This is a genomic window from Xanthobacter lutulentifluminis, from assembly GCF_043194675.2.
GTDB lineage: Bacteria > Pseudomonadota > Alphaproteobacteria > Rhizobiales > Xanthobacteraceae > Xanthobacter.
Window position 1 is genome coordinate 3208706 of sequence record NZ_CM195525.1, and the last position, 24339, is coordinate 3233044.

The following is a 24339-nucleotide window of genomic DNA, read 5'->3' on the forward strand; positions in this document are numbered from 1 at the left end:
TCTCAGGCATGGCGCGGCGCGAGCCGGCCGAGATCGCGCAGCGGGCGGCCGCTGCCGAGGTGACGCTCGATCTCCTCGAGGCTGACGCCGCTCGTCTCCGGCACCAGCCACTGGGTGAAGGCGAGGCCCGCCACGCACACCACGGCATAGAGGCCGAACACGCCGGCAAGGCCAAACTCGGCCACCAGCACCGGGAAGCTGAACACCACCAGGAAGTTGAAGCCCCAGTTGACCAGCGAGGCGACGCTCATGCCCAGCGCCCGCACGTCCAGGGGAAACACTTCCGACATCATCACCCAGGGCAGCGGCCCGATCGCGATGGCGAAGGAGGCGATGTAGAGCACCAGCCCGCCGAGGGCGAGCTTGCCCATCATCTCGCTGCCCGTGGCCGCGCCGATGGCGATCACGCCCAGCGCCACCGCCGTGCCGGCGAAGCCGATCAGCAGCAGGAGGCGACGGCCGAGCCGGTCGATCAGCGCCATGCCCACCAGCGTCATCAGCACGTTGACCACGCCGATGCCGGCGGTGGCGAGGATCTGGGTGGCGGCGGAGTTGAAGCCCGACAGCTCGAACACGGTCGGGGCGTAATAGATCACCGCATTGATGCCGGAGAGCTGCTGCAGCAGGAACAGGCCCATGGCGACGATCAGCGCCGGCTTCACCCGCGGGGTGACGAGGTCGGAGAGGCGGGCCTTGCGGCCGAGGTCCTCGGCGGCGGCGCCGCGGATCTCCTCGAACTCGGCGTTCACCTGCGGGTCGGTGGCGGGCTTCTCCCGCATGGCGGCGAGGGCGGCGCGGGCCTCGTCGGAGCGGCCGCGCATGGCGAGCCAGCGGGGCGTGTCGGAGAGGAAGTAGATGCCGAGGAACAGCGCGATCGCCGGCAGCGCGCCCACCGCGAACATCCAGCGCCAGGATTCGCCGAAGGCGTAGCCCACCACATAGGCGCCGAGGATGCCGAGGGTGATGGCCAGCTGATAGATGGACACCAGCATGCCGCGCTGGGCCGCCGGCGCGCATTCGGAGATGTAGAGCGGCGCCATCATGGCGGCGACGCCGACGCCGAGGCCGATGATGAGCCGGGCGGCGGTGAGCGTCCACAGTCCGGCCGCGGCCGCGCTCAGCAGCGCGCCCACGACGAACAGCACGGCGGCCGCGAGCAGCAGCTTGCGGCGTCCTGCGGAGGGGGCGAGCCGCCCGGCGACGATGGCGCCGATGAAGGCGCCGAACGGCACCGCCGCGGTCATCATGCCCTCGGCCACCGCATTGATGCCGAGGTCGGTGCGCAGCGGCCCGAGGGCGCCCGCGATCACGCCCTCGTCGAATCCGAACAGCGCGCCGGCGAGGCCGGCAATGGCTGCGATGAGGTAAATCACGTGCGCCCCCCGTTTATCGTTGCAGTGTGCCGGCGGTCCCTGGATCCCTCGTGCGTCAGGCGAGCACGACGCGGGCGACCTTGCGGATCGCCGCGATGATGTCGTCCACGTCCTCCTGCGTCAGCGTCGAGGCGATGGTGAGCAGCGCGCCGCGCGCATTCAGGTCGTCGCAGTTCGCCAGCGCGCCGGCGGCGTAGCTGTAGTCCGCGCCGAAGGCGTTGGCCGGGTGGCTCCAGGGGAAGCCGTCGCGGCTGTTGGAGCGCTTGTTCACCAGGCTCGGGATGTTGGAATACCAGTGCATGCCCCACTCGCGCATGGTGAGGCAGGCGAGCGAGCCGGGCGGGCCGGCGATGCCCTCGGCGCGCAGGGCGTCCACGAAGCGGCGGGCGGTGGCCTCGTCCTTCAGCGCCATGAGCAGGAACGGGCCGGTGTCGCCCTTGGGGTCCGGCACGGTGCGGAAGGTGATGCCGGAGACGTCCGCCAGCCCCTCGCGGATGGCCCACTTGGCGTCGCGCATGGCCTGCGTGATCTTCGGCAGCTTGCGCATCTGCGCGAGGCACATGGCGCCGGTCAATTCGGACATGCGGGCGCCCACGCCCCACAGCTGGCACTCGGCATCGGAGGTGTCGAGCCGGCCCTGCGCGTTGCGCGGGTAGCCGAGGTCGTGCAGGGCGACGATGCGGCGGTAGAGGTCGTCGCGCTCGGTCACCACCATGCCGCCGTCGCCGGAGGTCATGTTCTTGTTGAGCTGGAACGAGAAGATGCCCACGTCGCCGAACGTGCCGACGGCCTTGCCGTGCTGGCTGGCGCCGGCGGTCTGGGCGCAGTCCTCGATCAGGCCGATGCCGCGCTCGCGGCAGATGCGGGCGACCTCGGCCACCCGGCCGGGCGCGCCGCTCATGTGCACCATCAGCGCGGCGCGGGTGTTGGGGCCGATCTTGCGCTCCACGTCGGCCGGGTCGAGGGTGAAGCAGTCGTCGATGTCCACCAGCCGCGGGATGGCGCCGGCGCGGACCACCGCGCTCACGCAGCTCACCCACAGATAGCCGGGGACCAGAACCTCGTCGCCGGGCCCGATCTCGAGCGCCGACATGGCGATGGACAGGGCGGCGGTGCCAGAGGAGACGCCGAGGGCGTGCTTGTGCCCGAAGGCGGCGCACCATTCCTTCTCCAGCGTGTCGACCATGTGCTGCAGGTCGGGCCCGTAGAAGCGGAACGGGCTGCGGGCGCGCACCACGCGCGAGACCAGCTCCAGCTCCTCGTCGCCGATCCAGTGCGCACCGGGCAGCTCCCACGGCAGCGGCTTGGTGCGGACCGGCGCGCCGCCCTCGATGGCGAGGCGGTTGGCGTGCTCGTGCGTCGTGGCTGAAACGGTCACGTGGCGCTCTCCGAAAGGGTTTCCTGCGAGGCGTGGAGGTATCGAGAGGTGGAGGTGTCGAGACTTGAAGGTGTCGAGACTTGGATGTTTCGAGACTTCGATCTGCCCGCGAACCGCGCCGAACCGGCCGCTTGCGAACGCGGACGCCTATCCTGACGATTTTTTTCTACTTATGCTCCGGCCCAGCTGCGGCTTACAAGTCCTTTCCTGCTGTGGCGCGAGCCATTTTTCCTGCCCCGTCGAACCCTACAGGCGAAACCATGCGGACGCTGCTCCTAACGTCTGGTCTGGTGCTGCTTTTTGGCATCCTGTTCGGGTTCAGCACAGCTTCCATAGCCGGCGTCGTCGGCACGATTTCGCAAGTATTCGCCCTATCCACGCGCGCCACCGAGATGGTGGTGACGTCGCTGCTTGCCGGCTGTTTCGTCGGAGCGGCGGTCGCCGCGCCGGTCTCCGCCCAAATCGGTCGGCGTCCGTCCTGCCTGCTGGCGGCCGCGATGGCGGTTGCCGGGTACATCCTCGTGCCCGTGGGGCAGGAGATGGCGCCGGGGCCGGGCATGCTGGTGGCGGCGCGTATCCTCATCGGGCTGGGAGTCGGCCTCTCCTCCATGGTGGTGCCCATGTATGCCGGCGAGGTGACGCCGGCCCGCCACCGCGGCGCGGTTGTGTCGCTGTTCCAGCTCGCCATCACCATCGGCATCCTCATCGGCTATGCGGTGCCGCTGGCGCTCATGGGCAAGGCTTCCTGGCCGGCGATGCTGGGGTGCGGCGTGCTCATCGCCGTGCTCTGCGGGGCGGTGGTGCTGGTGCTGCCGGAAAGCCCGCGCTGGTTGCGCACGCGGGGCGAGCACGCCCGCGCCGAGGCCGCCGCGCGCGCCCTCGGCATTGCCGACGAGCTGGGCGCGGAGCCGGCGGCTGCCGCCGCTCCCGGCGACTGGCGGGCCGTGCTCGGCCGGGGCGCGACGGTGGGCGTGCTGGTGCTGTGCAGCGTGCTGTTCGTGCTGCAGAACTTCTCCGGCATCGACGGCATCCTGTATTACGCGCCGCACATCTTCACCGAGCTCGGCTTCCCGGAGGGCGTCGCGGCGCTGGCTGCCACCTTCGGCCTCGGCCTGTTCAACGTCATCGCCACCATCGCCGCCATGATGCTGGTGGACCGGCTGGGCCGGCGCCCGCTGCTCATCGCCGGCTCGGCGGCCATGGCGGCGAGCCTCGCCGTGGTCATCGCCGCGGCGCTGGCCGACTGGCCGTGGATCGCCCTCGCCGGGCTGTGCACCTATATCGTCGCCTTCGCCCTCAGCCTCGGCCCGCTGCCCTACGTGCTGATGGCGGAGCTGTTCCCCTCCGCCATCCGCGAGCGCGGCATCGCGGTGGCGTCCGCCACCAGCTGGCTGTTCAACGCCATCGTCGCCGCCACCTTCCTCTCGGTGGTGCAGGGCATCGGCCTCGCCGCCACCATCGGCATCTTCTTCTGCGTCTGCGTGGCCTCGCTGTTCGTCGCCCTCGCCTTCGTGCCGGAAACCCGGCAGGTGGAGCTGGAGGAGATCGAGGCCGATGTCCTCGCCGGCCGCCCCCTGCGGCGTCTCGGCGCGGGGGCGTGACGGCGCAGCGGTGCCATGTTGCCGGAGCGTCGCGGCAAGGCTGTAAGTTGCGCCGCAGCGGTCGTACCCTTCAGGGACGCGGCCGCCGGGGGAACGGAATGAAGGGTGTGATTCGCTGGCTTGTCTTCCTTGCGGCCTGGGTCGTCCTCGGGCGCACGGGGCCGGCCGACCTGGCGGTGGGGGCCGTCGCCGCCGCCCTCGCTGCGGCGCTCAGCCTGGCGCTGCTGCCGCCGGTGCGCCTGTCGCCCGCGGGGCTCATGCGTCTCGCCGGGCGGTTTGCCGCCGGCTCGCTCGCCGCCGGCATCGACGTGGCGCGGCGCGTGGTGGCGACGCCGGTGCGGGTGCGCCCGGGCGTCGCCCATGTGGCGTGTCCGCTGGAGCCGGGCCTCGGCCGCGCCGCCTTCTGCGCCGTCGCGAGCCTGCAGCCGGGAACCCTTCCCCTCGGCGGGGCGGACCGGCTGGCGGTGCATGTGCTCGATACCGAAAGCGACGCTGCGGCGCAGCTGGCGCAGGACGCCCGCGCCTTTCGCGCCGCCGGAGGGCAGGGGGCATGACCGCCGTGCTGTATGGCTGCGCCGCCGCGCTTGTGGTGCTGGTGGCGGCCGGCCTCGTGGCGCCGCGCGCCAGCCGCACCGCTACCGACCGCATGCTCGGCGTGCAACTGGTGGGCACGGGCGGCATCGCCGTGCTGGTGCTGCTCGCGGTCGCTGACGGGGATCCCGCCATCCTCGACGTGGCCCTGCTCCTGGCCCTTCTGGCGGCCATGGCGGCCTGCGCCGCCCTCGCCGTGGTCCGGCAGGCGGCGGGTCGGGCCGCGCGTCCCGCCGCGGACGGGGAGGGGCGCCGGTGAGCCTCGCAGATCTCGCCAGCATCATCCTGCTTGCGGTGGGCATCGCCTTCTTCGCGGCCGGCACCCTCGGCCTGTTGCGCCTGCCAGACACCTTCACCCGCATCCACGCCCTCTCCAAGGCGGACAATCCCGGCCTCGCCTTCATCGTGATGGGCGCCCTGCCGCAGGCGGGCAGCCTGTTGGCGGCGGCGAAGATGGTGGCGGTGTGGCTGCTGGTGCAGCTCGCCTCCGGCGCGGTCGCGCAGCTGATGGCCGCGGCGGCCGACGCGGAAGCGGGCGCTGCTGCGCCGGCCTCCGCGCGGGACGGGGAGGGCGCGGCGTGAGCCTCCTGTTCGATGCGGTTCTGGCGCTGCTGGTGCTCGGGCTCGGCTGGCGGGTGGTGGCGACGCCCGCGCCGGTGCCGGCGGCCATCGCCTTCATCGCCTATGGCCTTGCCCTCGCGCTCGCCTGGGTCCGACTCGCCGCCGTGGATGTGGCGCTGACCGAGGCGGCGGTGGGCGGCGGCATCACCGGCATGGTCCTGCTGCGCGCCGCCGGACAATCACCCGCCGCGCCCGCCCGGCCCCCGGCGGGGCTGCGCGTGGTCGCCGCGCTGCTTTCCGCCGCCGTGGCCGTGGCGCTCGCCGCCATCGTGCTCGCGCTGCCCGAGCCGGCGCCGACGCTGGCGCCGCTGGCGGCAGAGCACATGCCCGCGACGGGGCTCGGTAATCCGGTCACCGGCGTGCTGCTGGTGTTCCGTGCGCTCGATACCCTGCTGGAGACGGTGGTGCTGCTGGTGGGCCTGCTGGCCGTTTGGGCGCTGTCAAAGGATCGCGGCTGGCAGGGCGCCCCGCCGCCTCTGTGGGCGGATGCGCCCCATCCGGCGCAGGATCTCATCGCGCGGGTGCTGGCGCCGCTGGGCGTGGTGGTGGCGATCTACATGTTCTGGGCCGGGGCGGACGTGCCGGGCGGCGCCTTCCAGGGCGGGGCGGTGCTCGCCGCCATGTGGCTGCTGCTGATGACGGCTGGCCTCGCCCGTCCGCCGCTGGCCGGCGGTCGCTGGCTGCGGGCGGGGCTGCTCGCCGGTCCGTTCGGCTTCCTGTTCGTGGGCGCCACCGGCTGGGCCACGGCCGGCGTGTTCCTCGGCTATCCCGCGGGGTGGGAAAAGCCGGTGATCGTGGCCGTGGAGGTGGCGATCACCCTGTCCATCGGCATCACGCTCGCGCTGATGGTGCTGGAGCCTCCGGCCGATCCGGCGGCGGACGGAAGGGGGGCGCCATGAGCGGCGGCGATCTTCTCGCGCTGGCTGGTGCCGGTCTCGTCGGGCTCGGCCTCTACGGGCTGATGACCGCCGGCGCCGCGCTCGGCCGCATCCTCGCCTTCAATGTGCTCGGCGGCGGCGTGTTCCTGCTGTTCGGCGCCATCGCCCGGCGCGGCGCGGCGGCCGGGCTGAAGGGCGATCCGGTGCCGCAGGCGCTGGTCATCACCGGCATCGTCGTCGCCTTCTGCGCCACCGCCCTTGCGGTCGCCCTCGTGATGCGCCTCGCTGCCGTGCAGGCCGAGGCCGCGCCCGCCGAAGCTGCGCGGCAGGACCCTTCCCGCAATGATGCCCCTGCTGCCGGGCGGGCGGAGGGCGCGCCATGACGATCGCGACGATGACGGTGCGTGGATCGCAGCCCGGCTCCCTCGCGGCCGCCGAGACGGGTACCTTCGGCGCATCGAGGCCCAAGCGCGGGCCCGTGGTTCCGCAAGCCTCCAACCATTCCCGCCGCGCCGGCGGCGAAACCGCCGCCGCTTGCCGGCCCGGCGCGCTCCGGATCGTCACCCTGCGTGCCCGCGCGGCTTGCGCCTGGCCGCCGGCCGCCGGCGGCTCGGGCCGGCCTGGCATCCTCGCGGGTGGCGCGGCGCGTGCGTCTTCGGGCATCCCTTCCGGCCGCCAACCCGCCGGCAGAGGAGGCATCCGGATCGCCCTGATGAAGGCGGCCCGGGGCACCCGCCACCTGTCTGCATGCGGCAAGGCCGTTGCCGCCAGAGGGCATGGGTGGGACCGGTCCGTAGCGGATGCAGTCGGCGGGGGCGCGCCTCTGGGTCGCGCGCGAGAGCTGGGCTTCTCGCGCTTTACCAATGGCTTAACAAGGCCCCTTGCGAAGGCCATCACGCCGAGAGGGTCGGTGCCGGCTTCTGCGTCCGTGGCCGGGGCAGAGACCGCGGCGCCGGGTGCGGCCGGCATTCGCCGGCGTCCGGGTGGTCGCCGCCTGTGGTCCCCCCTGCGTCGTCCCTCCCGCCCTGTGGACGGAGACGCCCTGTTGCCCGCCCGATGGAATGCAATGCGGATCGCGGGAACGCGCCTTGGCTGCCGGTCACCCGGCCCAGCGGGCGGCGCGCCGGCGGCTCGACCCGGACACGACATGCGGGCGAGGCGCGCCGGGCATGCGCTCCGTCCGGGCCCTCGGAGGCGAGGGGCATGAAGGGGGTGCTGAGCTCCGCCCTGCCGTTTTTCGCTGCCGTGCCGGGGGATCTTCTCGCGCTGGTGCTGGTGCTTCCGCTGGTGGGGGTGGCGGTGTTCCTGCTGGCCGGCTTCCGGGCTGCGGAGCGGGTCGCGCTGGCCCTGCTCGCCACCGGCGTCCTGCTCACGATTCTGGTGGCGGCGAGCGTGTGGACGCAGGGCCGCCCGCTCGTCACCTTCATCGGCGGCTTCGCGCCGCCGCTCGGCGTCGCGCTTCGCGCCGGCGGCTTCTCCAGCGCGATGCTGGTGATGGGCGCGGTGGTGCTGCTGGCCACCGCCGCCTTCGCGCGCACGCCGCGTGGGGCGGCGACGCCGCGCATGCCGCCCGTCTTCTGGATGCTGGCGCTCAGCGCGGCATCGGCGCTGAACCTCGCCTTCCTGGCGGAGGACCTCTTCACCCTCTACGTGGCGCTGGAGCTGCTCACCTTCGCCGCCGTGCCGCTGGTGTGCCTCGACGGCAAGGCCGGGCAGATGGAGGCGGCGCTCACCTACCTGATGTTCGCGCTGGCAGGGTCGGTGCTGTATCTCTTGGGCGTGGTGCTGGTCTATGGCCTCACCGGCACGCTCGACATCACGCTCGCCGCCCAGCGCCTGCCGGCCTCGGGTATCGCCACCGCCGCGGCGCTGGCGCTGATGACGGCGGGTCTCGCGGCCAAGGCGGCGCTGTTCCCGCTCTACCTGTGGTTGCCGCCGGCCCACGCCGGCGCTGCGCCGGCCGCGAGCGCCCTGCTCTCCGCCGCGGTCATCAAGGCGCCGCTGTTCCTCATGGTGCGGGTGTGGGCGGATCTGTCGCCGGCCCCGCTTGCGGCCGCCGTGGCGCCGGTGCTGGCGCTGCTCGGCGCCGGGGCCATCGTGTTCTGCGGCGTGCTGGCGCTGGCGCAGGGGCGGCTGAAGCTGCTGATCGCCTATTCCACGGCGGCGCAGATCGGCTACCTGTTCCTGATGTTCCCGCTGGCGGCGCCGGGGGAGGGGCCGCTCGCCTACTGGAGCGCCGTGGCCTGGACCGGCGGCGCGCTGCACCTCGTCTCCCACGCTTTCTCCAAGGCCGCCATGTTCATGGCCGCGGGCCTCATCGCCGAGGCGGCGGGGCACGACCGGCTGGACGGCCTCTCCGGCATCGGCCGGGTGGCGCCGGTGAGCGTCGCGGCCTTCACGCTGGGCGGGCTCTCGCTCATGGGCCTGCCGCCCTCCGGAGGCTTCGTGGCGAAGGTGATGCTGCTGACCGCAGCGGTCCAGCAATCCGCCTGGTGGATCGCCCTCGTCATCCTGGCCGGCGGGCTTTTGGCGGGCGGATACGTGCTGAAGGTGACCGTGATCGCCCTGCGCCGGCCTGACGCGAATGCGGCGCCGGCGGCGCGCGAATGCGCTTGGCGCGCCGGCATCGCCCTCGCCCTGGCGTTCGGGGCGGTGCTGCTCGGCTTCCTGCCGCTGACGCCGCTGTCGCTGCTGACCATCGGCCGCCCGCTCTCCTGGGAAGGGTTCCTGCCATGAGCGCGCCGGTGTTCGAGCCCATGTCCCGGCCCATGTCCCGGCCCATGTCCCGGCCCGTGTCCCGGCCCGTGTCCCGGCGCACCTCCCGGCCCATGGTCTGCGTGCGGCCGCGCCGGGCGGCTTGCGCCCTCGCGCGGGTCCGATCATCCATTCCAGCTGCAGCAGCGCGGCGGCGCGTCGGCGGCGGCCGTCGCCTCTCCCGGGAAGGGTTCCAGCCATGAGCGCAGCCATGGCCGCCGCCCTGCCGGAGGGCTTCCACGCGCTCGATCCGGCCGGGCCGTTCGTGCTGCCGGATGCGCTGCTGCTGGCGGCGGTGGCGCTGCCGGTGCTGATGGCGCTGGTGGCGCTGAAGCCGGCGGCGCGGCGGGCGCCCGGGCTCCTGTTCGTGCTCGCGCCCCTGCCGGCGCTGGTGGCGGCGCTGCTGGTGCCGCGCGGCATGGCGGTGCTGGTGGCCCCCGACCCGTTCCGCTTCACCCTCGCCCTCGACGGTCCCGGCGCGCTGCTGCTGGGCGGGGCGGCGCTGCTGTGGATGGCGGCCGGCGCCTTCGCCGCCAGCTACATGCGCAAGGACCCCAACCGCGCGGCGTTCGCGGTGTGGTGGTTCCTCACCATGGCCGGCTCGTTCGCGGTGTTCCTGGTGGCGGACGTGGTGAGCTTCTACCTCGCCTATGCGCTGGCGAGCTTCTCCGCCTATGGCCTCGCCGCCCACGAGGACACGCGGGAGGCGCGGCGGGCCGGCAACATCTATCTCGCCCTCACGGTGCTGGGCGAAGCCTTCCTCATCGCCGCCTTCGTGATGCTGGCCTCGGGCGCGAGCGATGCCAACCCGCTCATCCGCGACGCGGTGGCGACCCTGCCGGCCTCGCCGTGGAAGGGCGCCATCCTGACGCTGCTGTTGCTCGGCTTCTGCATGAAGATGGGCCTGTTCCCGCTGCATGTGTGGATGCCGCTCGCCCATGCGGTGGCGCCGGTGCCGGGCTCGGCCGCGCTGTCGGGCATCGTGGTGAAGGCGGGCGTCATCGGCCTGATCCGCTTCCTGCCGCAGGGGGTGGCGCTGCCCGACTGGGGCGCGGCGCTGACGGTCGCAGGCCTCGTCACCGCCTATTACGGCGTCGCGGTGGGGCTGACGCAGGCCCATCCCAAGCGCGCGCTCGCCTATTCCACCGTGAGCCAGATGGGGGTGGTGGCCGCGGTGCTGGGGATGGGGCTCGCGGCCGGGGATGCCACGACCGGTCTGCTCGCGGCCTTCTATGCCGCCAATCACATGCTCTTGAAGGGTGTCATGTTCCTCGCGGTCGGCGTCGCCGCCGTGGGGCCCGCGCGGGGGCGGGCGGTGCTGGTGGTGGCAGGGGTGATGGGGCTTTCCCTCGCCGGCCTGCCGCCCACTGGCGGCGCGCTCGCCAAATATGCGGTGAAGCCGCTGGCGGGGGAGGGCGTCGCCGCCTTCCTCCTCACCCTTTCGGCGGCGGGCACCACGCTGCTCATGGCCCGCTACGTGCTGCTGCTGGCGCGCGCCCGCGGCGACGGCGGGCCGGCGGGGCCAGGGCTGTGGGTGCCGCTGGGGACGCTTGCGGTGGCGGCGCTGGTGCTGCCCTATGTGGTGTTCGCGGCGGTCACCGGCTCCGGCCCGGAAGTGGCGCTGGCGCCCGCCGCGCTCGCCAAGGGGATGTGGCCGGTGGCGCTGGGGCTGGCGCTTGCGGCGCTGCTCCATCGCTTCTGCCCGCCGGTGCCGGAGGTGCCCGCCGGCGACATTCTTCTCGTCGCCGAACGGGCGCGTCCGCTGGCCGCCCGCGCCATGGCGCTGCTGGTTTCGACCGATGCCGCCCTGCGCCGCTGGCCGGTGGCCGCGACGGCCCTGGTGCTGCTGGTGGTTGTGCTCATGACGCGGCTCCAGAGCGCGCCTTGAGCGTGAGTATATGAAGAAAATTCAGGGCCGGCCTGAATTCTCGGACGCAGGCGAGGCTCTGGCGGGGCCGGACAACCTCGGCTAAAGGGACGTTGACGCGATGCAAAACGGGAGTGGTCTGGTGGCTCATCTGGTGCGCTGCGAAGCCTCTGCGCCATGCCTTTCCGGAAAACGGAGCCGCCCGGCGCTCCGGCGAGCCGGCGGCGCGGCCGCCCTTGCGCTGCTCGCGGCCCTCGCCGGCTGCGGCGAGGCGCCGGAGGCCAAGGCCCCCGAGCCACGCCCGGTGCGCACCGTGACGGCCTCGAGCCGCGCGGCCAGCGATGCCGTGACCCTCACCGGACAGGTGGAGGCCCAGAACGAGGCGGCCTACGGCTTCCGCATCGGCGGGCGCGTCATCGAGCGGCTGGTGAACGTGGGCGACCGGGTGAAGCCCGGCCAGGTGCTCGCGCGCCTCGACCCGCAGGACGAGCAGAACGCGCTGCGCTCCGCCCAGGCCGCGCTGTCCGCCGCCAACGCCAATCTGAGCCAGACCCGCAACCAGTATGAGCGCCAGCGCCAGTTGCTCGCCCGCGGCTTCACCCCGCGCGCGCAATATGAGCAGGCCGAGCAGGCTTTCCTGAACGCCCGCTCGCAGGTGGAGGACGCCGAGGCCCGCCTGCGCATGGCCGAGGACCGCCTCGGCTTCACCGAGCTGAAGGCCGATTCGGCCGGCGTCGTCACCCAGCGCCGGGCCGAGCCGGGCGAGGTGGTGCAGGCCGGCCAGCCGGTGGTGGAAGTGGCACGGCAGGACGGCCGCGACGCGGTGTTCGAGGTGCCGGCGGCGCTCCTGTCCTCGCTGCCGGGCGATCCGGCGGTGGAGGTGACGCTGGCCGGCGATCCCGCCGTGCGCGCCAGTGGCCGCGTGCGCGAGGTCTCGCCCCAGGCCGATCCGGTGACCCGGACCTTCCGCGTGCGCGTCGGCCTGATCGACCCGCCGGAGGCGCTTCGCCTCGGCACCACGGTGGTCGGCCGCGTGGTGGTGGACACCGGCCCCGTCATCGAGCTGCCCGCCAGCGCGCTGACCCGCCTCAATGACAAGCCGGCGGTCTGGGTGGTCGATCCCAAGGCCCAGACGGTGGCGCTGCGGCCGGTCGAGGTGCTGCGCTTCACTCCCGCCACCGTCACCCTGTCGGAGGGCGTGAAGCCGTCCGAGATCGTGGTGACGGCCGGCGTGCAGGCGCTGCATCCGGGCCAGAAGGTGCGCCTCCTGGGGAACGCGCTGTGAGCGGCTTCAACCTCTCCGCCTGGGCGCTCCGGCACCGCTCCGTCATCATCTATTTCATGGCCATCTCCGTGGTGGCCGGCATCATGGCCTTCCGCAGCCTCGGGCGCGCGGAGGACCCCACCTTCGTCATCAAGACCATGGTGGTGCAGGCGGCGTGGCCCGGCGCCACGCTGGAGGAGACCTTCAAGCAGGTCACCGAGCGGCTGGAGCGCAAGCTCCAGGAGGTGCCCAAGCTCGACTATCTGGAGAGCTACACCAAGCCCGGAACCACCACCATCTTCGTCCACCTCAAGGGCTCGGCCACCGCCGACGAGGTGCCGGACATCTGGTACCACGTGCGCAAGAGCGTGGGTGACATCGGCCACACCCTGCCGCAGGGCATCATCGGCCCGTTCTTCAACGACGAGTTCGGCGACACCTTCGGCATCATCTACGGCTTCACCGCCGACGGCTTCACCCATCGCGAGCTGCGCGACTATGTGGAGGACGTGCGCTCCGAGCTGCTGCACGTGCAGGACGTCTCGAAGATCGAGATCCTCGGCGCGCAGGACGAGCGCATCTTCATCGAATTCTCCATGCGCGAGCTGGCGAGCCTCGGCATCGACCGCTCGGCCGTTCTGGCCGCGCTGCAGAGCCAGAACATCGTGCGCCCCTCCGGCGAGGTGCGCACCGGGGCGGAGAACATCTCGGTCCGCGTGTCAGGCGCCTTCACCTCCGAGGCGGACGTCGCCAACGTGAACTTCGTGGTGAACGGACGGCTGATCCGTCTCGCCGACATCGCCACCATCCGCCGCGCCTATTCCGACCCGCCCCAGCCCATGTTCCGCGTGAACGGCAAGGAGGCCATAGGGCTTGCCATCGCCATGCGCGACGGCGGCGACATCCTCGCCATGGGCAAGAACATCGACGCCACCATGAACCGGCTGATCGCCAACCTGCCGGTAGGCATCGAGGCGCACCTCGTCGCCGACCAGGCGGTGACGGTGAACAGCGCCATCGCCGAGTTCATGGAAAGCCTGTGGCAGGCGGTGGGCATCATCCTCGTGGTGTCGTTCATCGCGCTGGGCGTGCGGGCGGGCGCCATCGTCGCCCTCGCCATCCCGCTGACGCTCGCCATCGTGTTCGCGCTGATGCAGCTCGCGCACATCGACATGCAGCGCATCTCGCTGGGCGCGCTCATCATCGCTTTGGCGCTCATGGTGGACGACGCCATGACCACCACCGACGCGACACTGACGCGGCTCGCCGCCGGCGACGACAAGGTGACAGCCGCGTCCTACGCCTTCAAGGCGTATGCCGCCGCCATGCTGGCGGGCACGCTGGTGACGGTGGCCGGCTTCGTGCCGGTGGGCTTCGCCGCCTCCTCGGCGGGCGAATACACCTTCACCCTGTTCGCGGTGGTGGCGATCGCGCTGCTCGTGTCGTGGATCGTGGCGGTGCTGTTCGCCCCGCTGCTGCAGGTGCTCATCCTGCGGCCCCCGGCCAAGGACAAGATCCCCGATCCCGACGCGCCGCCGCGCGGGGTGATGGGGCTCTACCATTCTTTCCTTGTGCTGTGCCTGCGCCTGCGCTGGGTGACCATCGCCGTCACGCTCGGCCTGTTCGTGCTGTCGGTGCTGGCGCTGCCGCTGATCCCGCGGCAGTTCTTCCCCTCGTCCGACCGGCCGGAGCTGCTGGTGGACCTCGCCTCGCCGCAGAACGCCTCCATCTACGCCAGCGAGAAGGTGGCGGAGACGTTCGACAAGGTGCTGGGCAGCGATCCGGACGTGGCGCGCTGGTCCACTTACGTGGGACGCGGCGCCATCCGCTTCTACCTGCCGCTCGACGTGCAGCTGCCCAACGACTTCTTCGCCCAGACCGTGATCGTGGCGAAGGACGTGGCGGCGCGCGACCGGCTGCGGACGAAGCTGGAGAAGGTGCTGGCGGAGGACTTCCCACAGCTCGTCTCGCGCATCGCGCCGCTGGAGCTCGGCCCGCCCGTGGGCTGGCCGGTGCAGTATCGCGTGTCCGGCCCGGACATCGAGAAGGTGCGCGCCATCGCCTTCCAGCTGGCCGCCGTGGTGGCCTCCAACCCGCAGTCGGACAAGGTCAACTACGACTGGATCGAGCCGGCGCGGCAGGTGCGCATCAAGGTGGACCAGGACGAGGCGCGCCTCCTCGGCCTCTCCACCGCCCAGCTCGCCGGCGTGCTGAACACGGTGCTGTCCGGCCAGGCGGTGACGCAGGTGCGCGACGACATCTATCTCGTCAACGTGGTGGCCCGCGCCACCGACGAGGAGCGCGTCTCCCTCGCCTCGCTCGCCACCCTGCAGGTGCCGCTGCCGGGCGGGCGCACCGTGCCGCTCTCGCAGATCGCCACCTTCGAGTACGACCAGGACTATCCCGCCATCTGGCGGCGCGACCGGGTGCCCACCCTCACCGTGCAGGCCGACGTGCGGCGCGGCGTCCTGCCCGAGAGCGTCGTGGAGAAGCTGGAGCCGAAGATCGAGGCCCTGCGCAAGACCCTGCCCCCCGGCTATGCCATCGCGGTGGGCGGCACGGTGGAGGAGAGCGCCGCCTCCCTCGCCTCGGTGGTCGCCGTGGTGCCGGTGATGCTGCTGCTGATGTTCACCGTGCTGATGTTCGAGCTGAAGAGCTTCCAGCGCATGATCATCGTGCTGTCGGTGGCGCCGCTCGGCCTCATCGGCGTGGTGGGAGCGCTGCTCGCCTCCGGCCGGCCGCTCGGCTTCGTCGCCATTCTCGGCGTGCTCGCCCTCATCGGCATGATCACCAAGAACGCGGTGATCCTCATCGGCCAGATCGAGGCCGACCGCGCCGCGGGCCGCAACGTGTGGGACGCGGTGGTGCACGCCTCCTCCCTGCGCTTCCGGCCCATCATGCTCACCGCCGTCTCCACGGTGCTGGGCATGATCCCCATCGCGCCCACGGTGTTCTGGGGGCCCATGGCCTTCGCCATCATGGGCGGCCTGCTGGTGGGCACGCTGCTCACCCTCATCTTCCTGCCGGCGCTGTACGTGGCCTGGTTCGGCCCCACCACCGGGCCGGAGCGGGCGGAGGCTCCGGCCGGGAATGCCGCAAGGGCGTGAGGAACAGGACCGGGCGCGGCCCTCTGGTCGCGGCCGAGCCCTCTCCCGCAAGCGGGCGAGGGGCGGGAGCGGGCAGCGGCGCCTGACGCCGGCGAGGGGCATGCGGGTCCGCAGAAGACCCTCGTCCCGGCCTTCCCCCGAAACCGAGTGAGGGAGCGGGCGTCACGCGGGGCGAGGCAGGCTTTCCGGCGTCATCGCCGGGCAATGAATCGGAGACCAAGCTGATGGAACGCGCGCCCGTCCTCGTCGATTTCGCACTGCAAGGCGGGGGCTCCCACGGGGCCTTCTCCTGGGGCGTGCTGGATCGGCTGCTTGAGGAGAGCTGGCTCGAGATCGAGGGCGTCTCCGGCACCTCGGCCGGGGCCATGAACGCCGCCGTGCTGGCGGACGGCTATGCCGCCGGTGGCCGCGAAGGCGCCCGCTCGGCCCTCGCCAGCTACTGGAGCCATGTGTCGGAGGCGGCGCGCTACAGCCCGTTCCAGCGCTCCCCCTTCGACAAGATGATGGGCCGCTGGAGCCTCGATACAGCGCCCGGCTATCTCATGATGGATTTCATGACACGGCTGATGTCGCCCTATCAGTACAACCCCATGGGCTCCAACGCGCTGGCCCCCATCCTGGCCAAGCAGATCGATTTCGAGCGCCTGCGCAATTCTCCGGTCAAGGTGTTCATCACCGCCACCAACGTGCGCACCGGCCGGCCACGGGTGTTCCGCAACGCCGACATCACCCCCGAGGCACTGATGGCCTCCGCCTGCCTGCCCACCCTGTTCCAGGCGGTGGAGATCGACGGCGAGGCTTATTGGGACGGCGGCTATTCCGGCAATCCCACCCTCGCGCCGCTGGTGAGCGAGCTGAAGTCCGACGACACCATCCTCATTCCCATCAATCCGCTGGAGCGGCCGGGCACGCCCAAGACCCCGGCGGAAATCCTCAACCGCCTGAACGAGGTGTCGTTCAATTCGGTGGCGGTGAAGGAGCTCTACATGATGGCGCTGCTGCAGCGCCACGCCGCCGAGCTTTCCGGCGACACCGAGGCCTGCAATTGGGCCCGCATGCGGGTGCACATCGTGCGCAACCCGATCATGGCGACGCTGGGATTTTCCTCCAAGCTCAATGCGGAGTGGGAGTTCCTCACCATGCTGAAGGAGGAGGGCCGCAAGGCCGCCGACCTGTTCCTGGCCGACCACGGCCACGACATCGGCAAGGCGTCCACCGTCAATTTCGACCAGCTGTTGTCGGAGCTCTGACCCATGGGACTGATCGGCATCCTGGTCGGCCTTGCCGTCCTCATCTTCCTCGCCTTCCGCGGCTCCTCCATTCTCATTCTCGCGCCCATCGCCGGGCTGATCGCGGCCGCCTTCTCCGGCGAGCCGCTGCTGGCGAGCTGGACGCAGACCTTCATGCGCAACGCCGCGGACTTCGTGGCGCAGTTCTTCCCGCTGTTCCTGCTCGGCGCGCTGTTCGGCAAGCTGATGGAGGATTCCGGCTCGGTCACCTCCATCGCCAACTACATGACGGTGAAGCTCGGGGCGAGCCGCGCCATCCTCGCCGTGGTGCTGGCCGGCGCCATCGTCACCTATGGCGGCGTCTCGCTGTTCGTCGCCTTCTTCGTGCTGGCGCCCATGGGCGTCGCCCTGTTCCGCTCGGCCGGGGTGCCGCGGCGGCTGATGCCGGCGGCGATCGCGCTCGGCACCTCCACCTTCACCATGTCCGCCATGCCGGGCACGCCCTCCATCCAGAACGCCATCCCCATGCCGTTCTTCGGCACCACGCCGTTCGCGGCGCCGGGGCTCGGCATCATCGCCTCGCTGATCATGCTGGCGTTCGGCATGTGGTGGCTGAAGCGGCGTGAGAACGCCGCCCGGGCGCGGGGCGAGGGCTTCGGCGCGCTGATCGCGGCGCCGGACGAGTCCGCGGAGATCGCCGCCGAGGACCCCATCGTGCGTGAGCGCGCCACCACCGCCGGCGCGTTCGACCCCTCGGAGATCCATTCGAGCGACGCCAACGCCAAGGGCCCCCCGATCCTGCTCGCGGCCCTGCCGATCATCGTGGTGATCGTGGTCAACCTCCTGATGTCGTTCGTGGTCCTGCCGCGGATGGATGTCTCCTTCCTGGCCCGGCCCGAGTGGGGCGGCGTCACGCTGTCGGCGGTGGGCGGCGTGTGGTCGGTGATCGTGGCTCTTGCCGCGGCCATCGTGACGGTGATCGCCATCAACTTCCGCAGCGTGCCGGAGCTGCGGGCCACCATGACGGCCGGCGCCAACGCCTCGGTGCTGCCGATCCTCTCGGTGGCGAGCCTCGTCGGCTTCGGCGCCATCGTCGCCGCGCTGCCGGCCTTCGCCGACGTGCGCAACTGGGTGCTCTCCATCGAGGGCGGGCCGCTGGTGTCGCTGGCGGTGGCCACCAACATCCTTGCCGCGCTCACCGGCTCGGCCTCGGGTGGCCTCACCATCGCCCTCGATGCGCTCGGCCCCACCTACATGAAGATCGCCCATGAGATCGGCATGGACCCGGCGCTGATGCACCGTGTGGCGGTGATCGGTTCCGGCACGCTGGACAGCCTGCCCCACAACGGCGCGGTGGTGACGCTGCTCTCCGTGTGCGGCGTGACCCACAAGGAAGGCTACCTCGACATCGTCATGGCCGCGGTCGTCGGCGCTCTGGTCGCGCTCGCGGCGGTGATCGTGCTCGGCACCCTGGTGGGCAGCTTCTGAGGCGCCGTGCCAGCGCAGCTCCGGCCGGGCGCTTTGTGCTTCCGGCCGGATTCCGCTAGAGCGGACTGAACGGCGAGGACTTGAGCGCACCCGCGCAGGTGAGGGGGAAGCATGCCGGCGACGTTCGAGGCCCAGGGCCTTCTCACCTTCACCATCGCCATCCTGGTCTATTTCCTCGGCGCCGGACTGAACGGCGTGATCGCGCCGCTGCGGCGCTGGAACATCCCCGAGGCGGTGACGGGCGGCCTCATCGCCGCGATCGCCACCCTCGTCGCCTACCGCGTGTTCGGGCTTGCCATCTCGTTCGACCTGTCCGCGCGCGACATGCTGCTGCTGTATTTCTTCACCGGCATCGGCCTCAACGCGCGCCTCTCCGACCTCGCCACCGGCGGGCGGCCGCTCGCCATCCTGCTGGCCCTCACCGTGGTCTATCTCATCCTGCAGAACGTGGTGGCGGTGGGGAGCGCCACGGCGCTCGACCTGCCCAAGGGCATCGCGCCGCTGCTCGGCTCGGTGTCGCTCATCGGCGGGCACGGCACCACCATCGCCTGGGCGCCGCTGATCTCCGAGCGTTTCGGCCTGCCGAACGCGCTGGAGGTGGGCATCGCCAGCGCCACCCTCGGCCTCGTCATCGCCAGCCTCGTGGGCGGCCCGGTCGCCGGCATCCTCATCAGCCGCTTCCGCCTGAAGAGCGAGGAACTGCTGCCGCCCATGGTGGGCCTGCCGGACAACGACGTGGGGCCTGACGCGGGCAAGGTCACCTACCGCAACATCCTCAGCGCGCTCCTGGTGCTCAACATCGTCATCCTCATCGCCTACTCGCTGGAAGGGGTGGTGGAGAAGACCGGCATCAAGCTGCCGCTGTTCGTGGTGTGCCTCCTGGTGGCCATCGTCATCACCAACACGGTGCCGCGGGTGCTGACCCGCGTCGCGTGGCCGGCCCGCACGCCGGCGCTGGCGCTCATCTCCGACCTGTCGCTGAAGATCTTCCTCGCCATGTCGCTCATGAGCATGCAGCTGTGGACGCTTGGCGGGCTCGGCCCGGCGCTGGCGCTGGTGCTCGGGCTGCAGACGCTGGTGGCGGTCGCCTACATCCTGTTCGTCGTGTTCCCGGCCATGGGGCGGGACTATCAGGCGGCGGTGCTGGCGGCGGGCTTCACCGGCATCAGCCTCGGCGCGACTCCCACCGCCATCGCCAACATGACGGCGGTGACGCGCACCCACGGGCCGGCGCCGCTCGCCTTCATCATCCTGCCGCTGGTGTCGGCCTTCTTCATCGACATCGCCAACGCGCTCGCCATCGGCTTCATGCTGCGCTGAGGCCAGGCGAGCGCAGTTTTCGCAGATGAGAAGAATTCAAATCTGAACAGGTCGCCCACGCCTGTCTTTGCGCGCCAGTATCGACCCGTTCCAATATTCGCCGGCCCCGTTGTCTTTCGAAGATCCCTGTAGTCCAATGCTCGGGCGATGCATACTCATCGCCTGAACTTGCACGCGTCGGCCGAGTGTCCCGTAGTTTTCGCGGGTATTCCGGTCGGCGGATTTTGAATCATTCGATAAAGAGACGGGATATGACTGTCACGGTGATTTTCGGCTCCGATGGCGGGGCCACAAAGGGCGTTGCCTCAAAGATTTCCAAGAAGTGCCAGGGCCGGTCGGTGGACATCAAGACCGCGACCTCGGCCGATTTCGAGGCGAGCGATCTGCTCATCCTCGGCTCGCCCACCTATGGCGACGGAACCCTCCAGACCGACTGGGAAGAGAACATCGACAAGCTGCGTTCCGCCCGCCTGAAGGGCCGGAAGGTGGCGCTGTTCGGCACCGGCGACCAGGAGGCCTATCCCTCCTCCTTCGTGGACGCGCTGGGCATCCTCTACGACGAGGTGACGGCGCTGGAGGCGGTGGTTGTCGGCTTCACCGAGACGGCCGGATACGACTACATCGCCTCCACCGCCGAGCGGGACGGCCGGTTCGTCGGCCTCGCGCTTGATCTCGATACCCAGTCCGGCCTGACAGACAAGAGGGTGACGGCATGGCTCAGCACGATCCTCTAGACCCGTTCGCCGGCCCGGCGGACGGGGCGGCCGGCTGGCCGCCCGCGCATCCGGTGTCCCCGCCGTCCCTTGGGGGCGAGCCGGCGAGCGCCGTTCAGCGGCTGTTCCTGCACCATCTCTATGAGTTTGGCCGCGGGGTCCGGGCGCTGTTCCTCATGACGCTGGAGGCGCGGGAGCTGCCGCCCATGCTGGCCCGGCTGGAGCGCCAGGGCATCGCCCATTTCGTGCAGCAGGTGAGCGCGGCCAAGGTGAACCTGTTCTTCGGCCGCGCCCCGTGCGTGGCGGTGGCGCGGGCGGTGGTGACGCGCCCGCTCAACACCCTCACCGCGGAAGAGGATTTCATGCTAGGCACGCTGCTGGGCTACGACCGGGAGCAGCAGTGCCTGCGCTATCTCGACCGCTCCGGCCGCGGCCGGCGGCAGGCGGTTGCCGCCGAGTAGATCGCTTCCGGACAGGCCTTGGCACCCGAACCGGATGAGGAGGGCTCAGGCACTCTCGCCGGGCAAGGGGGCCATGCCCACAGTCGCGCAGGAGCGACAGGTGCGGATCGCTGGACGCGGCGGACGCCGGCTCAGCAGGCGGTCTCGCCCTCGCCGGCATGGCGGGTGGCCAGCGGCAGCGCGGCGGTGGCGAGGAAGGAGCGATAGCGGCGCCGCGCGTCCATGGCGGTGCCATTGTCGCCGATGGCGGCTTCCTGAAGCTCGGCCAGCGCCCACGGCGTCGGCTCCACCGGAATGGCGACGATCTCCGGCGCGGCGCGGGAGGTGATCTCGATCACGTCATGGGGGGTGAGGGCCTGCAGGGCGTGGGCGGCGAGCTGGCGCTGGTAGGCGCGGCGCTCGGGGGACAGCTCCTCCCACCCCTCGAGCAGGGGATAGCGCTGCCGCGAGTAGGCATGCATCGCGCGCGCCATGCGCTCCACCATGTCCGTCGAGACCATCCCCGCCTCTTCAACGCCGTCACAATCGAGCCCGGGACCCCGGATGGCTCGATGATGGCGCAGGCTTCTTTACCGGAGGTTGCCGGCCGACCCGATGGCGCGTCATGGTAAATGAAGGGTTAACGGCGTCATCGGCCTGCCGCACGGGCCGGCGATTATCCCGGCCCTCGCATTGCGGGCGCCGCCGCGCCTGCACTAGGATGCGCCGCACAAGGACCTCAAGGAGCAAGACATGTCCGTGAAGCTCAGCGACCTCAAGGTGAAGCTGTTCACCGACGGGGCCGACAAGGCGCAGATCGTGGAGATGGCCAAGCACGCCCACATCGCCGGCTTCACCACCAATCCCTCGCTCCTGCGCAAGGCGGGCGTGACCGACTACGAGGCCTACGCCCGCGATCTGGTGGCGGCCGTGCCGGACCGGCACATCTCGTTCGAGGTGTTCTCCGACGAGATCCCGGAGATCCGCGCGCAGGCCCGCGTCATCGCCACCTGGGGCGAGAACGTGCATGTGAAGCTGCCGGTCTCCACCACCAAGGGCGAGACGCTCTACGGCCTCGTGCGCGAGCTGGTGGACGACGGCGTGAAGGTGAACCTCACCGCCATCTTCGACGTGGCGCAGGTGGAGGACGGCGTGAAGGCGCTGGCCGGCGGCGCGCCGTCCATCATCTCCGTCTTCGCCGGCCGCCTCGCCGACCTTGGCATCGACTACCGCCCCGCCATCTCGCGCGCGGTGGAGCTCGCCAACCAGACCAGCAACGTGGAGGTGATCTGGGCCTCCACCCGCGAGGTGTGGAACGTGATCGAGGCCGACCAGATGGGCTGCCACATCATCACCGCCCCGGCCGACGTGCTGAAGAAGCTGCCGGCGCTCGGCAGCCGCACCGCTGCCGAATTGTCGCTCGACGCGGTGAAGGCGTTCCGCGCCGACGCGCTCGCCGCCGGCCTCACCCTGGACCTGAAGGGCCGCGCTGCCGCGGAGTAAGCCGGCTTGCAGCCTGAATCGAGGCGGTTTTCCCCTCCCATGCCTTTCTGACAGGCCTGCCGCGCCATTGCGCACGCGGCGGGCGCTGTTAGACTGGCCGGTAAGGCGCAGCCGCCTGCGGATCGTGCAGGCAGCCTGAGCGCAGTGTTCCGCCTTGCGGCGAGGGGATGGTCATGAGGGACGAGACGCACGGGCCCGTGCAAGGCCCGGGGCAGTCTTGCAGCGAGCATGCCGCTGCGGAAGGCGCCTGCGATCCGCGCCGCCCCGCTGCCCGTCCGGCCTCCGACACTCTGGCTTCCGGTTCTCTGGACCCCGACTCTCCGGCCTCCGACACTGCGGCGCCGCCGCGCTCCGCCTCCGCGCCGCCCCTGTCCGCCTGCGCCCAGCCCACCTCGGCCTATCCGGCCCACGTCCCCGGGCCTGCCGGCCGCGCCGCGCGCGAGACCCGCAATCCCGCGCCCTCCGGCTGCGGCGGGGTCTATGCGGCCATCGATCTCGGCACCAACAATTGCCGCCTTCTGGTGGCCCGCCCCACCGCCCGCAGCTTCCGCGTGGTGGATGCCTTCTCGCGCATCGTCCGCCTCGGCGAGGGGCTCGGCGCCTCCGGCCGGCTGTGCGACCAGGCCATGGACCGGGCGGTCGCCGCGCTGGAGGTCTGTGCCGCCAAGATGCACCTGCGCGGCGTCACCCGCGCCCGCATCGTCGCCACCGAGGCCTGCCGCGCCGCCACCAATGGCGAGGACTTCTGCGCCCGGGTGGAGGAGCGCACCGGCCTGAGGCTGGAGGTGGTGGACCGTCGCACCGAGGCCGGGCTCGCCGCCACCGGCTGCGCGCCGCTGGTGGACCCGAGCTGCGACGGCGCCGTGCTGTTCGACATCGGCGGCGGCTCCACGGAAGTGGTCTGGCTCGGCCGCCGCTCCGCCGGCGACGACGGCCCGCCCCGCGCGCGCATCCGCTCCTGGGTGTCCCTGCCGGTAGGCGTCGTCTCCCTGTCCGAGCGCCATGGCGGCGTGGTGGTCTCCCCCGCCGTCTTCCACGAGATGGTGGACGAGGTGTGCGCCATGCTGGACGGGGTGCGCCAGAGCTGGGGCGTGCGCGCGCCCACCCGGCTGCACCTGCTCGGCACCTCCGGCACGGTCACCACGGTGGCCGGCATCCATCTCGGCCTCGACCGCTACGACCGCACGCGGGTGGACGGGGCCTGGCTCGGCGCCAGCCATATCGAGCGGGTGGTGGAGCGCCTCATGTGCATGTCGTTCGAGGAGCGCGTGGCCAATCCCTGCATCGGCGCCCAGAGGGCGGATCTGGTGCTGGCCGGCTGCGCCATCATGGAAGCGGTGCGGCGCGTGTTTCCGGCGGAACGGCTGAGGGTGGCCGACCGCGGGCTGAGGGAAGGCATGCTGGTGCAGCTGATGCGAGCCGATGGCGCGTGGCGCCGCGACCGCGCCGAGGGCGCGTCGCTTCCGGGAGGGGCGCCGGCGTGACCACTCCCCCCCGCGGACCGGACGGCCGGCCGCTGAAGGTGCGCGTGAAGACCGCGCGCGGCCGCACCACCTCCTCGCAGAAATGGCTGCAGCGCCAGCTGAACGATCCCTATGTCGCCCGCGCCCGGCGCGAGGGCTGGCGTTCGCGCGCCGCCTTCAAGCTGATCGAGATCGACGAGAAGACGCGGCTTCTGAAGCGCGGCATGCGGGTGGTGGACCTTGGCGCCGCCCCCGGCGGCTGGAGCCAGGTGGCGGCGCGCAAGATCGGGCTCGACGAGGGCCATGGCAAGATCGTCGCCATCGATCTTCTGGAGATCGAGCCCATCCCCGGCGTCGCCTTCGCCCAGATGGATTTCCTCGCCCCCGACGCACCGGAGCGGCTGATGGAGATGCTGGGCGGCCAGGCCGATTTCGTCATGTCCGACATGGCGGCCAACGCCACCGGCCACAAGAAGACCGACCATCTGAAGATCGTCGGGCTGGTGGAGCTGGCGGTGGATTTCGCCCGGCAGGTGCTGGCGCCCGGCGGCGCCTTCCTCGCCAAGGTGCTGCAGGGTGGAACGGAAGGCACCCTTCTGGCCGATCTGAAGCGCGACTTCGCGGTGGTGAAGCACATCAAGCCGGCGGCGAGCCGCGCCGATTCGGCCGAGCTCTACGTGCTGGCCACCGGCTTCCGGGGCAAGGCCGACATCGACGCGCCCGCGCAGGACGAGGACGGCCCCGCCTGA

General features: G+C 71.4%; 21 protein-coding genes. 18 read left to right on the forward strand and 3 right to left on the reverse strand.

The window, feature by feature from the left end; genetic code table 11:
- Positions 1-2: 2 nt before the first annotated feature.
- The gene (locus V5F49_RS14810; RefSeq protein WP_394117035.1) at positions 3-1373 is read right to left on the reverse strand and encodes a sugar porter family MFS transporter; all 1371 of its coding nucleotides are present in this window, start codon (positions 1371-1373) and stop codon (positions 3-5) included.
- Between the two features lie 55 nt (positions 1374-1428).
- Complete coding sequence (locus tag V5F49_RS14815; RefSeq protein ID WP_394117036.1) at positions 1429-2751, reverse strand: DegT/DnrJ/EryC1/StrS family aminotransferase; 1323 nt, start codon at positions 2749-2751, stop codon at positions 1429-1431.
- Positions 2752-3011: 260 nt separating this feature from the next.
- On the opposite strand from V5F49_RS14815, the gene V5F49_RS14820 reads away from it, so the two are divergent.
- The 15 genes from V5F49_RS14820 (at position 3012) to V5F49_RS14890 (ending at position 20645) form a co-directional block, all read left to right on the forward strand.
- On the forward strand, positions 3012-4352 hold the full coding sequence (locus V5F49_RS14820; RefSeq protein ID WP_394117037.1) for a sugar porter family MFS transporter: 1341 nt from the start codon (positions 3012-3014) through the stop codon (positions 4350-4352).
- A gap of 98 nt (positions 4353-4450) precedes the next feature.
- Positions 4451-4906 (forward strand): Na+/H+ antiporter subunit E, encoded by a 456-nt coding sequence (locus V5F49_RS14825; RefSeq protein WP_394117038.1) that lies wholly within the window; start codon positions 4451-4453, stop codon positions 4904-4906.
- Positions 4903-5202, forward strand: coding sequence for a monovalent cation/H+ antiporter complex subunit F (locus V5F49_RS14830; RefSeq protein WP_394117039.1), 300 nt, complete (start codon positions 4903-4905; stop codon positions 5200-5202). The genes V5F49_RS14825 and V5F49_RS14830 overlap by 4 nt, the downstream gene beginning before the upstream one ends.
- Positions 5199-5525, forward strand: coding sequence for a cation:proton antiporter (locus V5F49_RS14835; protein ID WP_394117040.1), 327 nt, complete (start codon positions 5199-5201; stop codon positions 5523-5525). Before V5F49_RS14830 ends, V5F49_RS14835 begins: the two co-directional genes overlap by 4 nt.
- Positions 5522-6463, forward strand: a complete 942-nt coding sequence (locus V5F49_RS14840; RefSeq protein WP_394117041.1) for a hydrogenase subunit MbhD domain-containing protein — start codon at positions 5522-5524, stop codon at positions 6461-6463. Before V5F49_RS14835 ends, V5F49_RS14840 begins: the two co-directional genes overlap by 4 nt.
- The gene (locus V5F49_RS14845; RefSeq protein ID WP_394117042.1) at positions 6460-6825 is read left to right on the forward strand and encodes an NADH-quinone oxidoreductase subunit K; all 366 of its coding nucleotides are present in this window, start codon (positions 6460-6462) and stop codon (positions 6823-6825) included. Before V5F49_RS14840 ends, V5F49_RS14845 begins: the two co-directional genes overlap by 4 nt.
- Before the next feature lie 820 nt (positions 6826-7645).
- The gene (locus tag V5F49_RS14850) at positions 7646-9178 is read left to right on the forward strand and encodes a complex I subunit 5 family protein (protein WP_394117043.1); all 1533 of its coding nucleotides are present in this window, start codon (positions 7646-7648) and stop codon (positions 9176-9178) included.
- A 217-nt stretch (positions 9179-9395) separates the two neighbouring features.
- On the forward strand, positions 9396-11084 hold the full coding sequence (locus V5F49_RS14855) for a complex I subunit 5 family protein (RefSeq protein WP_394117044.1): 1689 nt from the start codon (positions 9396-9398) through the stop codon (positions 11082-11084).
- Between the two features lie 292 nt (positions 11085-11376).
- Positions 11377-12348 carry an efflux RND transporter periplasmic adaptor subunit gene (locus V5F49_RS14860; protein WP_394117045.1) on the forward strand — a complete coding sequence of 324 codons (972 nt, stop codon included), beginning with the start codon at positions 11377-11379 and terminating at the stop codon, positions 12346-12348.
- Positions 12349-12404: 56 nt separating this feature from the next.
- On the forward strand, positions 12405-15434 hold the full coding sequence (locus V5F49_RS14865; protein WP_509210789.1) for an efflux RND transporter permease subunit: 3030 nt from the start codon (positions 12405-12407) through the stop codon (positions 15432-15434).
- A 224-nt stretch (positions 15435-15658) separates the two neighbouring features.
- Positions 15659-16684, forward strand: a complete 1026-nt coding sequence (locus V5F49_RS14870; RefSeq protein WP_394117047.1) for a patatin-like phospholipase family protein — start codon at positions 15659-15661, stop codon at positions 16682-16684.
- Between the two features lie 3 nt (positions 16685-16687).
- The gene (locus tag V5F49_RS14875) at positions 16688-18151 is read left to right on the forward strand and encodes a GntP family permease (RefSeq protein ID WP_394117048.1); all 1464 of its coding nucleotides are present in this window, start codon (positions 16688-16690) and stop codon (positions 18149-18151) included.
- 111 nt (positions 18152-18262) lie between these two features.
- On the forward strand, positions 18263-19471 hold the full coding sequence (gene gltS / locus V5F49_RS14880) for a sodium/glutamate symporter (protein ID WP_394117049.1): 1209 nt from the start codon (positions 18263-18265) through the stop codon (positions 19469-19471).
- Positions 19472-19722: 251 nt separating this feature from the next.
- A complete protein-coding gene (gene fldA, locus V5F49_RS14885) occupies positions 19723-20205 on the forward strand; it encodes a flavodoxin FldA (RefSeq protein ID WP_394117050.1) in 483 nt (160 codons plus the stop codon).
- The gene (locus V5F49_RS14890) at positions 20184-20645 is read left to right on the forward strand and encodes a DUF2023 family protein (protein ID WP_394117051.1); all 462 of its coding nucleotides are present in this window, start codon (positions 20184-20186) and stop codon (positions 20643-20645) included. The genes fldA and V5F49_RS14890 overlap by 22 nt, the downstream gene beginning before the upstream one ends.
- Before the next feature lie 131 nt (positions 20646-20776).
- Here V5F49_RS14890 and V5F49_RS14895 read toward each other — a convergent pair whose 3' ends face one another.
- A complete protein-coding gene (locus tag V5F49_RS14895; protein WP_394117052.1) occupies positions 20777-21145 on the reverse strand; it encodes a hypothetical protein in 369 nt (122 codons plus the stop codon).
- A gap of 232 nt (positions 21146-21377) precedes the next feature.
- Here V5F49_RS14895 and V5F49_RS14900 point away from each other — a divergent pair, with 232 nt between their 5' ends.
- The 3 genes from V5F49_RS14900 (at position 21378) to V5F49_RS14910 (ending at position 24339) form a co-directional block, all read left to right on the forward strand.
- A complete protein-coding gene (locus V5F49_RS14900; protein WP_394117053.1) occupies positions 21378-22127 on the forward strand; it encodes a transaldolase family protein in 750 nt (249 codons plus the stop codon).
- A gap of 173 nt (positions 22128-22300) precedes the next feature.
- Positions 22301-23611, forward strand: a complete 1311-nt coding sequence (locus V5F49_RS14905; protein WP_394117054.1) for a Ppx/GppA phosphatase family protein — start codon at positions 22301-22303, stop codon at positions 23609-23611.
- Complete coding sequence (locus V5F49_RS14910; RefSeq protein ID WP_394117055.1) at positions 23608-24339, forward strand: RlmE family RNA methyltransferase; 732 nt, start codon at positions 23608-23610, stop codon at positions 24337-24339. The genes V5F49_RS14905 and V5F49_RS14910 overlap by 4 nt, the downstream gene beginning before the upstream one ends.

What these genes read in the sequence shown, in the direction of transcription:
- V5F49_RS14895 (WP_394117052.1), bottom strand. Translation starts at nt 21,145, where the DNA reads ATGGTCTCGACGGACATGGTGGAGCGCATGGCGCGCGCGATGCATGCC.
- V5F49_RS14900 (WP_394117053.1), top strand. Translation starts at nt 21,378, where the DNA reads ATGTCCGTGAAGCTCAGCGACCTCAAGGTGAAGCTGTTCACCGACGGG.
- V5F49_RS14865 (WP_509210789.1), top strand. Translation starts at nt 12,405, where the DNA reads ATGGCCATCTCCGTGGTGGCCGGCATCATGGCCTTCCGCAGCCTCGGG.
- V5F49_RS14850 (WP_394117043.1), top strand. Translation starts at nt 7,646, where the DNA reads ATGAAGGGGGTGCTGAGCTCCGCCCTGCCGTTTTTCGCTGCCGTGCCG.
- fldA (WP_394117050.1), top strand. Translation starts at nt 19,723, where the DNA reads ATGACTGTCACGGTGATTTTCGGCTCCGATGGCGGGGCCACAAAGGGC.
- V5F49_RS14845 (WP_394117042.1), top strand. Translation starts at nt 6,460, where the DNA reads ATGAGCGGCGGCGATCTTCTCGCGCTGGCTGGTGCCGGTCTCGTCGGG.
- V5F49_RS14905 (WP_394117054.1), top strand. Translation starts at nt 22,301, where the DNA reads ATGAGGGACGAGACGCACGGGCCCGTGCAAGGCCCGGGGCAGTCTTGC.
- V5F49_RS14855 (WP_394117044.1), top strand. Translation starts at nt 9,396, where the DNA reads ATGAGCGCAGCCATGGCCGCCGCCCTGCCGGAGGGCTTCCACGCGCTC.
- V5F49_RS14825 (WP_394117038.1), top strand. Translation starts at nt 4,451, where the DNA reads ATGAAGGGTGTGATTCGCTGGCTTGTCTTCCTTGCGGCCTGGGTCGTC.
- V5F49_RS14830 (WP_394117039.1), top strand. Translation starts at nt 4,903, where the DNA reads ATGACCGCCGTGCTGTATGGCTGCGCCGCCGCGCTTGTGGTGCTGGTG.
- V5F49_RS14870 (WP_394117047.1), top strand. Translation starts at nt 15,659, where the DNA reads ATGGAACGCGCGCCCGTCCTCGTCGATTTCGCACTGCAAGGCGGGGGC.
- gltS (WP_394117049.1), top strand. Translation starts at nt 18,263, where the DNA reads ATGCCGGCGACGTTCGAGGCCCAGGGCCTTCTCACCTTCACCATCGCC.
- V5F49_RS14890 (WP_394117051.1), top strand. Translation starts at nt 20,184, where the DNA reads ATGGCTCAGCACGATCCTCTAGACCCGTTCGCCGGCCCGGCGGACGGG.
- V5F49_RS14875 (WP_394117048.1), top strand. Translation starts at nt 16,688, where the DNA reads ATGGGACTGATCGGCATCCTGGTCGGCCTTGCCGTCCTCATCTTCCTC.
- V5F49_RS14820 (WP_394117037.1), top strand. Translation starts at nt 3,012, where the DNA reads ATGCGGACGCTGCTCCTAACGTCTGGTCTGGTGCTGCTTTTTGGCATC.